The sequence below is a fragment of the Zooshikella ganghwensis DSM 15267 genome (assembly GCF_000428585.1).
Lineage (GTDB): Bacteria > Pseudomonadota > Gammaproteobacteria > Pseudomonadales > Zooshikellaceae > Zooshikella > Zooshikella ganghwensis.
The window spans coordinates 1-13,175 of the sequence record NZ_AUAF01000131.1; the positions used below are offsets into that span (position 1 = coordinate 1).

A 13,175-nucleotide genomic window follows, 5' to 3' on the forward strand; every position below is an offset into this window, starting at 1 on the left:
GCTGTAGATTGGTTTTTTAATTTGACCTCGTAAGTACTGTCTAACGGTGTTACGTGATAGGCCCAGTTCTCTTGATATACGACGAATACTCATGCCTTGTCGTTTTAGTACGTGTATTTCCACTGCAAGCTCCTGAGTTAACATGTCATCGATACCACACACTTAAGCTTAAACGGTGGTATTTTACTCAGGTGGGTCAAAATTCGATTGCTGCTAGTGGGTCAGTTTTACATTGCTGCTGACACCCCGTTAGCCGATTCAGAGAGAATCCGTAAATTATTATCGGCAGCGCCTGCTCTAAATGAAGACACAGAAGTAACTATGTTAGTCACCATACTTATGGGTTTGAATGTGCTCCCACCTCCTTGCCGTTCTTGGTTAGTGGTTTGTCCTTTCTCATTTAATGTATTGCTCACATCAGTATTATTACGGCTAATAGACCAAAATCCTCCACCGATAAGTGCTATCGCTTTCGTTATCCTATTTCTGAGTTTTGCTGTGTCACTTGCTGTATCCTGTTCCATTTGTAACAGTGAATACATTTCATTAAATTTGCTTTTAGCTTCTAACATTTCATTCCGAAATTCCATCGTTCGTTTACTACGCCCATCTCCATTCAATGCAGTAAAGTCTTCCGAATTAAAGTATTTTTCCCAAGCAGTGATTCGCTCTCTATGCGCCTTTTCTTTAAGCCGCACTCTATGGCGTACAAGTTTCAAAGGGTCTTTTGCAGAAAAATGCCCGTCATGCAGCTTCACCTGTTCCATCCAGTTTGCAGTGAGATTTTCTGATGTTCTACCATCTTCACTTTGACCATATTGCTGTTCATGCGTCCGTAGTAGATTCATTTGCTTATCGAATTCAGCTCTCGCATAATCTTTTATTGATTCTAGTTTTTCCTTTTTATAAGGGGCATTTGTGAGTTTAATTGAGTTTGCAGCGCTCGCGTATAGCTTTCTAGCGTAGTCTGCACGAAGTACGTATCTCCCTCTTCCTGTCATAGATCCTGAAATACTCAGCGAGTTATCCAATTCATCTAAAGATATCGCAATGTCAGCCATATGCGTGAAGCGGGTTTTCTGCCCCTCCCCCAAAATATCCCCTTTACTATTTTTAGCTAGTTTTCTTACTTCTTTCGACGTCCAAGCTATCAAGTCACTCCGTATAGGGTCAATTTTGTCCCTCTCAAAGCGCTTTATAAGTGAATCAAGCTTTTCACTCGTTTCCGTATTGTTAGGGCTTTCTTTTAATTGTGAAAATATTAGATCTAAGTTATTTGGTCCCATTTTGTCATTCCCAATGTGTAATGTGTGTTTAGAACGAAACTAAGAGAAGTCAAAGCAAAAGGGGTCAAGTCTAGCAATATTTTTTAAACACAAGACTTACCCTTACCTCCAAATTATTTAATCAATTAAGTTTTTAATATCTATACCAGTGTGTAGATATTCACCCACAAATGAAATTGAAGAATGAAATAACTATTGCTTATTTCATTCTTCAATTATTTTTCTCTATACATTTTTTTAATTTAAAACAATGCTGTGTTTACACAACACTGGCTTCGTAAAGTAAAAGGGGTCAAGTCTAGCAATATATATTTATCAATCACTACTTACCCTCACCTCTACATCATTTAAATAATTAATTGCAAGATTTATAAAAATAACGCCTTATCATTAGATAATTAATAGATACACTGCTGTAAATTTGCCTTCGAAGATCTACAACAGTTCTCAGCCATTTACCTATAAATAATATTGAAGAATGAATTAGGTATTACTAAATTCATTCTTCATTTATTTTTAGAATAATTAAATTTCAAACAACACAAACAACATCGTTTTTATACAACACTCGCTTTATAAGAAAATACTAGCGCCGCATTCACCAGATCGGCTTTATTGCCTTTTGCGGAGAATCGCCATACATCGCCCCGTTTGCTCACCGTTAACGCATTGGTTAATAACAGTTTACCTGAGCGTAGGGTCAAGCTGCTGTCATCGTTAATGGTCATTGAGACTTGGCCTCCTTCTTTCACTTCAAACAGCGGGTAGACGGCGGTGAGTTTACTACCCGAAATATTAGGGAAGCGATCCTGTGTCATCACTATTTCCATGTCTTCGGTTTCACCATTTACCCAAGCAAAGAATTCATTTGGGAAGGTGGTGGCGAAATCAATATGCACCGCAGTGTCGTAGGGTTTTAGCATCCCTTTCACGGCATCGGCAAACGCTTTGCCGCCTTGCATAGCGGTGTATTGAATTTCAATTTGTACATCGCTGATTTCACCCAGTTCATACGAACCTTTTTTACCGCCTAATTCTAAGCGCCAGCGTGATACCGCACCGGTACCTTCAAATGGCAAATAACGGTCATCCCCAAAGTTCACCTCAAACAAACCACTGCTGTTTTCGCTGTAAGGATCAGGTTGTGAGGCAGCGATTTGTTGTGTAGGTCGCCAGTCAGAACGAATGCTTAGTGGCTGCTCTTCGTTCAGATTTATTAAGTATTTCACCGCTTTAATGTCTGGCTTCATCACAATTTTGTTGCTGAGCTGGGTCAGTGTGGCGTTCACCACTTTACCTTCACCGGCCACAAATTTAATAGCCACTGTTTTAATTTGACGGTTGTAATGCCCAGGGAAGTCGTAGTCGAACAGTTCTTCCGTAAAGGCAAATTCACATTCTTTTTTATCTTTCAGTTTTAAGAATGCGATGGGATCAAGCTCTGCTAACGAAATCGTTTTAGTAATTTCAAACCCACGACTGTTGTTGTCGATGGCATATTTTTCTAACCGGTCGAGATCGTATGCCAACTGATCACCACTCATAAGGCCTTTATGTAAGCTATCCCAATAGGTGCTGCCGATAAAATTCACCTCACTGGCGGGTAAACCATTTTCATAGATATAGGCTTTTTCAGCACCTTTCGCTAAGTCATAAGCCATTTGATAGGTCTGGAAGAACAGTTTTGACAGTTTGCTGGTCATCCATTGATAGAGTTGTTCGTTAGAAAATTTCTCTTTCATAAAGGTGTTCATAGATTTGGTGTGTTCAACTTCTTTGTCGTGTACGACCAATTCTTGCTCTGCAGATTTTATTGACCATTTAGCGCCTTCAATCTGGTATTCAAGCTGTATAATTTCACTTTTTGCCATGAGTAATTGAATATCCCACTCTTCTACGGTTCTCAAGAATTGTGCTTCTAATCCTGCTATTTCACCGCTGGTGCTGAGTATTTCAGAAGTAGAACCCAGTGCTGTTGCAGCGTACTGCATGGCTGGTCCTAACAATGAACCACCTGTCTTTACATTGCTGGCAAACGGAGGGCCTATATGCACATCCGGTATGGCATTTACGACTGCTGCGGCCGCTTCTAATATGGGTTTCGCTATTTGTATATTTCTGGAATGGGTTATCAAGTCAATTTGAGACTGTTCTTCAGGAAGTTTGCCTTGATCCTTCAGCCCTTGGTAGTGGTCTCTTTGTTTTTCTGCACTTTTTTTACTTTCCTCAAGATTTTTAAGGTTTTCTTTTGCTTCCCTGAGTTGTGCTTCTTTAATATCTCGTGAAATATCCTGTATTGCACTTTCCTGCTTGTTTTGCAGCAGGCTGAGTTCCTCAGCTTCTTTTTTCTCGATATTTCCCAGCAAGTCATTTCCAAATTGGGTGACTTTTCCGGTTAGCTCTCGCGCTTTATTAAGCATGAAATTAAAGCGGTAATGAGGGACCGGCATATTCAACCCGGCTACTGCAGCACTGATACCTGCTCCACTGGCAGCAGCATTGACCAACGCCATCGGATCTATTGGCGGCTGGAATAATGGAAGCGGCTGCTTGATACCCAAAATATTCAGACTATTTCGGATTTTATGCAGGCGATCTTCAATACGTTCCCAATACTTCAATAATTCAGTGTTTTCTGGCACGTAGAAGTAAGGGTTACCTACACTTTCGTGCACAATTCCCGCATGAGTGAAACTTGTTATATCAGCTGAATCCGTCTTTGGACTATCAAACAAAAAGTCGTATACAGAAGAATCCTCTTCAGCTCCAAGGTCTTTTATATTGTAGTAACTTTTTTCAGGTGATAACGCTTTCTCACCCAGATATTCTAGTTTTTTACCCAACAGATCGTAAGCCAACACATAAAGCATTCTGGCTTCGTTGATGGTTTCGTGAGTGTACTGCCTGAAGAGCGCGTCCCCCCAGTCCAGCAAGTTATCAATATAAGCCATTACCGTCGTACGGCGATAAGCGATTCGTCGTAAGTTGGCAATGGCATGAGGGTCAAATGGATCATCCAGATAGGCCTGTATTTGTTCTGCTCCATAAGCAACCATAAGGTTATAACGTATGGGAAGACGCTTAATAATATCGACCAGCTCTTTAGCACTTTCATGTTGTATCTTTAAGCGTTTGTCTTCACCTACTTCCAGCACCTTCAAGGCAGCTTCAAGATTGGTCACCTCACTCCAAGTAGTAAACGTACCATTTTCCAACTTATGCAGCTTATTCAGTTTAATCAAGTCCTCTTCAGACAAACTGATGTCGCCACGTAATGCAGGCGCAAATTTTACGAGTTCATTTACTAAGTCATTAATTGCTTTCTTGGCTGGTGAGTATTTAGCACCGGTTAGTGCAGTTGAAAAACTTTCCAGCTCATCGGTGATCGCTTTGACATCTACTGCCAGGAAAGGCAAGAATTTCCAATAATCCTGTTTATCCGTTGGGTCAAAAATAAATTCATACCACCGCTTGGCCTCTTCAAATTTCTGCGCAGTATTTAGCGAGTTAGCAATTAAAGAAGGGGCGTGGTAGAACATTTCCCAGTAATACTGTCCGTTAGCTCCGTTAAAGTCTAGATGAGTGTTTACCGGCAAAAGATTCACTTTGGACGGATCACACAAGATAACTGTTTTATCCTCAGACTCACCTATTATGCTTTCTCTGTTGAAGGAAGGAGTCTCATCGAGCACTTGACTACTTCGTGATAGCAGGCCTGCAACGCCCTTTGCAAAAAGGTTTTGACTTAAAGTACTTCCTGTAGAAGATGAGAGTCTTACAATATCGTATAACACATTATCTTCATATAATTTCGAGTCGAAGAATTTTACTTCATTTTCTACGATAAAATAATTTTCACCCTTCCAAGTAAAAGACGAGCTAAAGTTATTACAACTTTCTGGTATTTCTAAACTAAGTTTATAGCTTTTTTCTTCATATTTCTTTCGCTTTAAATCGACTTCAACAAAGTTGTTTCCGCGCAAAAGTAAAACAACTATTCCTGAATCCTCTTTAACAAAAGTACCTTTTACTTTACTCCAATCGAAATGATTACCTAGAATTTCCTTAAACTCAATATCAATTAGCCAATTATCGCCTGAAAGCTGATTGTTTTTGAACTTATATGATATACCGTCATCCACAATATAAATGTATTCATCCAATTTAAAGGCGGCATGAACATTATTAGGTATATTTACTGCCCCCCATTTATCGCTAATATTTTCTTTTGTCGTATTACCTTCCGTATCTACACGTACAAACTTTCCATTACCTAGGAAGTAAAGCACATTTTCATTCACATAGGCTACTGAGTTAACATCATCCTTATCAGTAGGCACCTTCAAATCATCATTTCCAGAAATATTTTCTATTAATTTAGGATATCCTTCATCAATCCTATCTAATGTATTTGTACACCTAATATATTCTTTTTCACTAAAAGCAAATAACTGGCGATCTTTAGATAATAGGTAATTAATTTTTCTACCCGTTAATCCACTCTTATATTTTGGCTCATTAACTATTACAAATACATCATTACTCATTGGTTTATTATTTTTATCTAAAATCTGATATTTATCATTACTTGTTTCTTCAATATTGACTACTTCCTTCCACATTTCATTCTTAAAGGAATACAGTCTACCATGATTATCACGAACACAAAGCTTACTATCTTTATCAAAGTATATGCTTGAGGATTTAAAACCATTAAGGTATATAGCCCCTTTATTTTTCTCACCTGATTCTGAATTATCTCCCTTTTTGTTTCTATAATGAATTACTGTTTTATTAGTATTATTCTCTTTTGACAGAGTAAATATATAGTTTCCATACAACTCTATATCTAGCAAGGAATGATTATGAATATTAAATATACTATCATTTATAATCGATAAGCTGTAACGTCTCTTTGATACATTAGTACACACATGAACAAAATCATTATAGAGATATATACTTTTCGCAGAGGCAAGATCATTCGTTAGTTTATCAGGTTTCTTTTCTCCTCCATTAAAAGTAGATTCTAAATAAGCTTCAAAATCACTTTTACTGGTTTTAAATATTTCCCCTCCACTTGTATAAACAACCTCTCCATTACTAATATAACATAAATCATCAACTTCAGTTGACCATAAATCAATACGTTCTTCATTCAAACTGCTCTCACCCTTCACGGCTGAAAAAAGCTTCCCTTCTTTTATCCATATATATTTATTCTGAAAATAACTTAGTGACTGAGGCTGCTTATTACCAAAAAACTCATCTTTCTCCCTATTTTCTAATTCTGCTGCCAACTCAGATAGACTCTTAGGATAACCATAATCAACGCCAACATCGCGAGTACTATTTAATAGTCTTGTATCATAGCAAATATATTCATCGTCACTTATCATATACAATTTTTCATCCTTTACAAAGGATGAGGTTACAAGTCCATTATTCTTTATATTTGAAACTTTATCTGGAAATATTTTATTCGTTTCTGTAAGTTCAATTACCGAAACTCCATCCTTATTTTCGAACCTAGAAAAGAGTCCATTTTTGAACACCACATAATTATCTTTACTATTTTTATCAAAAATTCCTACTATTTCTGAAGCATTTGAGTTTGATCGAGTTAAATCTAGTGTGTAATTATTCTCATTATTCTCTACCCCTCTACCAGAACGAGGCTTACAAAGAAAGCTACTGCCTTTATAATCAAAGCAGCTCCAAACTAACGAAGTGTCGCTTTGAGGATTATTAAGTAAAACAGGCGATGATAGCTTTTTATAGTCTTCTTTAGGAAAGAGTTTTTTGAATATATCAAAACAGTACTTTGTATTGCTAAGCATCTTCTCTTTTACATGCAAATCCTCAGCTTCAAAGGTTTCTGGATAAAAAGTAAACTGTCCAACTTCTTCGCTTCTATCAACTAAAAAGTTAAAGGTGGCATTGCGTTTTTCTTGTAACGAATTAATTTCTGATAACAGTCTTATCCATAAGCATCCATTTCTATCAAAATAGAGAACCCTGACACTGCCATCATTTACAATTGAGTAAATTGTGTATCCATCACCTATCAAGCCTTTTTGTACTGAAAAACTTGTATCAGCATTGTAAACGTCCTCACGGGAGTCCCCTTCATCAGGTCTATGCAGAACAATTCTATCTGCATGATGGCGCATATAGTAAGACTCTTTCTCATTTTCAATAGACTTGAATGATACATAGTTCTTGTTTTCATTTTTTGCTTCTACAATCACTAATTTAAACTTTTTATCATTTTCAGCGACAGATTCACCTCGTTTTAAAGGTACGTTAAAATTATCACCAGGAATTACTCTATCCACATAAAAATACTGCCCTTCAGTATCCATATGTGTAAAAACATCTTTCTCCACTGTGGTTTTATAATTAATTAAATTGATATTTGTTGAGTCTTCATGCTTAATAAATACTGGGACGGTTTCATCAGTCTGCTGGTCAATTCCTTTTTGCAACTCCAATACATTCTTTATCGCATCCCAAGTTGCAACACCCTGAGCATTAAGTTTTGGTTTTACACGCTTTTCAGAATTATAGTAGCAACTTACTATAATACTTTCTCGACCATGTGATTTAGCCTTATCTTGCCCACTAAAACTCAAATAGTAGTCAGTAATAAAGTCATTCGAAGTAATCTCGTAATTAAGCTTTTGCGGCGCAGACCACCCGCCACTAGATTTTTGGTACGAAAAGTATATCTGTAGAACTGACTCAATAACAGCATCAGACTTAATATCAGTATTATCGTCATCAGTACTAACACTTACATTTGTATCTGAGCGTACATTTCCTTTTTTCTCAATTTCAGCCCAAAACACATAAAAACGATTTAAAGCATAAACAGGGTATACCTTGTCTGAGCCAATTTGGATTTGCACCTCTTGCCATGGTTTCCACTGAATGTTATCCGATTTTCCATCGATGAAAGTTGCTTTTCGATAGTAGTATTTTTTTGGCTCTTCCTTGGTTTTACCAAACAGTAATACTTCTTTATTAGCCTCCTTATCATAAGCATAACCACCAGCAATTTTTAATCCAGATACTTCAGTATAATCATCTATATAATTGCTAAATACTTTTTCAATATTCTCTTCGCTTAACTTCCCTTGTAGCAGGTTTTGTTCCAATGTTTTAAATTCAGGTGTTTTGCTATCCCTTAACTCAGGACGTATATAATTTTCTGGATATAAGAATACTTTTCGATTGGCTTCCCATACCCGGTAGTTTTTCATCCACTCCCAGTGTTCTTTTAGGCTCTCACGTTCAGACACAGGATCAGTCGTGTTTTTTAGATTACCCTCTTCTAAGTTAATAAAGAAACGATGAAAATAGAGCTGCAATGCAGAAATTGCTTCTTTCACTCGGGAAGTTTCTGCTATTTCTCCCATTTTCACATCAATTAATAGGTCTTCGTACACATCACGAGCATCTTCATATTGCTCGTCTTGATGGTTTTTGCAATAGTGAATGCTGTATTCCAACAACGCATCACGCTTCATCAAGTTGAGCTTATTGTGTATTTCACTGTCTAATATTTGTCCTTCCGAGCTTCCTGTATGACGGATTTGTAACCACTGAAGCAACTGGTCGGCGGCTCTTGATGGTTTTTTTGATTCTCCAAATAATTCATTCCAACATTTATATAAATCTTCAACTTTTGCATCTAGCTTTTCTCGCAGAGCTAATATATCAAACTGATTCTCTATTTCTTCTAGTTTAAAATGACGTTCATCATCGCGGTCAGTTGGCTGCAATTTGTTATTACGTTTAAGCCATTTAATATCATCACTATTCCAACCGAAAATATCAGCTAACATTCCATAAGGATCTTTCGCATAGCCACCGGATTGGCGAATGACATCAAGCAAGGTGTGTTCACCACTATAAGTGTTCTGTAGTTCTTTGTAGCGGAAGATACGCTGTAGATCGTACAGCCTAAAATCTCCACAATCACTCCAGTGATCAGCGAAGGTAGTAGGGTAATAAGGAGATAATCCCTCTGGAAAACCATGGCATTCAAAATGCCCCTCTTTATTCAGGTTAGCTGGATAACGAATATACGTCGTTTGATTTTCTTTGTTTTTATCCTTCTTTTTTAGAAGATAAAGTCGTCCGGCATAGGTAAAGGCACTATTAACTCCATTCTGATAATTATCGGGTAGTTGATGGAAGAGATCTGTGAGCGCTTTTGGATAACCAGGCTCGATATACTCTTGCTCTGTGTCAGCATAGCGAACAACTTGATCACCTTTAATGGCAATTAGACCACTATCCGCATCAATAAACGCAGCATCGATTTGCGAAATATAACCCTGATCTTTCAGAAATGGGTTACTTCGTTTACCCCATGTTTTAGAAATATCTTCAAGATCATCTCCCTGTTTTTGATACTTGCCATTCTTGAACAGGTAGATGCTGCCATCGTTACAACGTACTGCCGCATCAATACCTTTATAGAACCAGGGGTTAATGGTTGAACTCAGTTCTCCTGCTAGACTCAAGCCAATCCGTTTTGGATAGCCGTCCTCCAGCTTTTTGCAACCTTTTCCTGTGTAGCGGAAGTATTGATCACCACTGAATAAATACGTTTTATTTTCTTTAGCGGTATTGCCTGGAATTAATAACGCGGCATCAATACGTGGATTTATCAGTAAATTATTACGGCGGTACATTAATGAATTGAGTGAAAGCTGAGTATGGTTTTTCTCTGAAGAGACATAGCATTTGTTATTCATAAGCACGTAGGTATTACGGCTATTGCTGACTATGCCCTGAATACCTGGGTTATTAGACTTAGCATCAACTTCAAAGTTTTTCGGAAGGTTTTCAAACCCAGGCTCACTGCGCAGATGTTCAGCCACACGCTTAGGATAACCTGCATCTACATGACAGTAGTCTGCATGACTGTAGCGTATGTAATGCTCACCAGAAAACAGGTAGGTTTTACCTTGCAAGGAGACAAAAGCGGCATCAATTTTACTAATCGCACTCAATTGCCCCCACTTGCTACTGATAGCCAGCTCTTCCTCTAGTGCATTGGATTGCTTACTGTATGTGACATAGCAGCGGTTACCAAAGAAGTGTGCTTTGCCGGCTGGGTCGATAAAGGCTGTTTCTAACTTATCGAAAATCTCATGATGACAAGGTATTTTAGGCCACAAATTCTCCAATGGTTTTGGCTCAAACCAGTGAGCACCAGCCACGTTATATTGTAGGAATTTTCTATCTTTAATAAAGATTAGCGTCTGCTCTCCAGATACATGATTATTTTCGATAAAAACGGTATCAAAGTGCCCCCAACCCTGTTGGACTAGATGCTTGGGCATATCCCATAACTCTGGGCCAGCATATTGTGGCGTGTTAAAAAGTGGTTTCGAATAGTCAGAGCCCCGGTAGCACTGATATCGAAAGCTGCCTGTACTGTCTGGCTGCTCACAAAGGTAGGTTTTGTCGCCTTGCTGGTAGGCTACCTGTACGTTATCCAGCCCTCCCCAATGCTCTGCAATACTATGTACACCCGTATCGTCCTTATTTCCAGGTTCTAGGTAGAGCTTGTAGTCCTTAACACTTTCATCCCAAGCATAAATATAAAATTGGTCGCCGCTAAAGAGATACAGCTTTTTATCAACCCCAATAAAGGCAGCGTCAACATGATTATTATCTTCAATATTATTGCGGACTTTTCCCCAATAGCTGGCGATTTTATACTCGCGGTTTAGTTGTTTGTTAAGGAAATTTTTGCCGGTGAACACGTAGGTGTTGTGGTCAGTTCCTTGTAGTACAGCATCTATCTCATTTTCAGATTTTTTGATGTCTGCTAACCAAGCTGGCATCTCTCCCGGTTGCCCTAAAACAATTCCGCCCGTTCCTTCAAGACTGCTTATATGACGCCAAGTTTGGCCTGATTCTCCAACGCTGCCAATACCAAATATCTCACCATTTTCCATAACGATAGCTTTTTCCAGCCCGTTAAAGTGATGAATATCAGCGTGACAGTGATCTGAGAGGATCTGTACTTTGCTGTCTTTGAATAGATAAACATTCCGCTCATCACTCATAACCGCATCAATGCCGTCAGCAATGTCCCCCATAAATTCAGGCGTATGCTTTAAAGCTTGGAAACGTTGCTCAAACATTAATTGGCTGATGGGTTTAGGGTATCCCGCCTCAATACTCAGGCTAGTTTCAACCTTTTTAGTTTCACTTCTGACTTTTGTCTGAATGGTATCTGACTTATAACGATAAAATTGATCTCTACAAAACACATAAGTGTGGTTTGTCTCTTTTAGGTCAAAAAAACCATTATCTTTTTCTTTTAGTTCTCGTGATTTGAGTGATACTGCTGCATCTACTCTGTTACAGTCGGCAATCTGATTTTTGATATTGCCCCAGAAGCTCCCTACAGGGCGAGGATATCCAATATCTGGTTTACAGTAATCTGCATCAGAGAATCGATAATATTGTAAACCATCACTATTTTTGACGAAGATATATGTTTTTTGGTCTTTTCCGGTAAATGCTGCTTTCACTGAGCTGCTGTCACCAAGCGCTTTCCAATTTTCGTTAATTAACTGGCATTCTGACCACCAACGATTAGTTTCATCGTAATAAATAAAATCACTACCCGAAAATAGATATGTTTTACCATCAGGTGCATTAAAAATTGCATCAACACCTTTCCCCTTTGTTTTCTTTTTAAAGGAAGTTGGCAAATTCCATAAATATGTCTTTTTTTCTTCCTGTGGTTTTGGAAATCCTTTATCAACTTCCTTGTAATTATTCGTTGAATAGCGGACATATTTTTTATTTTTAGCGTTATCCTCACCAAATATGTATGTTGCACCATTCCAGGTAAATGCTGCTTCAACCGTATTTAAACCAGCCCAATCTTCTGCAACTGACCGAGGATAGCCAGGATCAGCTTGGAAATAATCTTTTCCTGAATAGCGATAATACTGTTCGCCACTAAAAATATAGGTGCGTCCATCTAAGCCAGATAACGTTGCATCAATGCCATTCTGTTCAAGTAAATTAGTAATAGCGCCCCATATTGAGACACTTTGAGGATCATTAAAGGTCCATAGTTTGGTGACACTATCCTTGCCATCCTCGCTAGCCTCTACAGCTTCTCCAGTCTCTCCAATCTCTCCAATCTCTCCAGTCTCTCCAGCCTCGCTATTGCCTCTATCCAAGCTACCTACTACAAATTCATCATCATGAAATAAATACAGTTTGGTTATATTTGATGAGTTTGCGATGATTAATGCAGCATCAATATCACGATGGAATTTGGCAGGTAGTTTTTCACCAAAATAATCACTGATCTTCTTAGGATAGCCCTCTAGAATTTCTAACCCTTCATTCTCGATACAGTCTCGGTAAGCAAAAATGTGTTCTCCACTAAACAGATACCATTTCCCTTCAAACGCGTAAGCAGCATCCGCTTTTTCAAGCGTCTTAACATCGATTTTTTCTTTACCCCACACCTCAGCAATGGAACAGATTTTGTCTGGGTTTGATGAATTAATAAACTGATCACCTTTAAAAAAGTATGTTCCACCGTTGTCACTTGCAACAGCTGCATCAATATTACCCTTAAAATTTTCTGGTAGCCCTGCGAACAAAGTGTCGTCTAAATCTGTTTCGGTGTAGTACTTTGGATATCTGGCATCAATGACAGCATTGTCAATATCTTTATAGCGAGCTATTTTATTGCCTGATAATAGATAGGTTGCTCCTGAAGCATCGTTAAAGGCCCCTTATGTCAGGATAGTTGTCGCCTCACCTGAAGTAAAAATCTAAAGAAAGGGGCGCAGGTGAATGATGAGTGAAGCGCGTATCAAAAGAAAGAAAAGA

Annotated in this window: 3 protein-coding genes; all 3 read right to left on the bottom strand. The window is 38.3% G+C overall.

Annotated elements, in window-relative coordinates:
* Positions 1-144, bottom strand: a 144-nt coding sequence (locus F607_RS30775; RefSeq protein ID WP_038291927.1) for a helix-turn-helix domain-containing protein, incomplete at its 3' end; no start/stop codon positions are given.
* Between the two features lie 83 nt (positions 145-227).
* Positions 228-1,286 carry a hypothetical protein gene (locus F607_RS0120435; protein WP_027709573.1) on the bottom strand — a complete coding sequence of 353 codons (1,059 nt, stop codon included), beginning with the start codon at positions 1,284-1,286 and terminating at the stop codon, positions 228-230.
* A 557-nt stretch (positions 1,287-1,843) separates the two neighbouring features.
* A complete protein-coding gene (locus F607_RS0120440; protein WP_027709574.1) occupies positions 1,844-12,943 on the bottom strand; it encodes a Tc toxin subunit A-related protein in 11,100 nt (3,699 codons plus the stop codon).
* Between the last annotated feature and the right edge of the window lie 232 nt (positions 12,944-13,175).

Bases quoted from the DNA above. Each gene is read 5' to 3' on its own strand.
- F607_RS0120435 (WP_027709573.1), bottom strand. From the start codon at position 1,286: ATGGGACCAAATAACTTAGATCTAATATTTTCACAATTAAAAGAAAGC.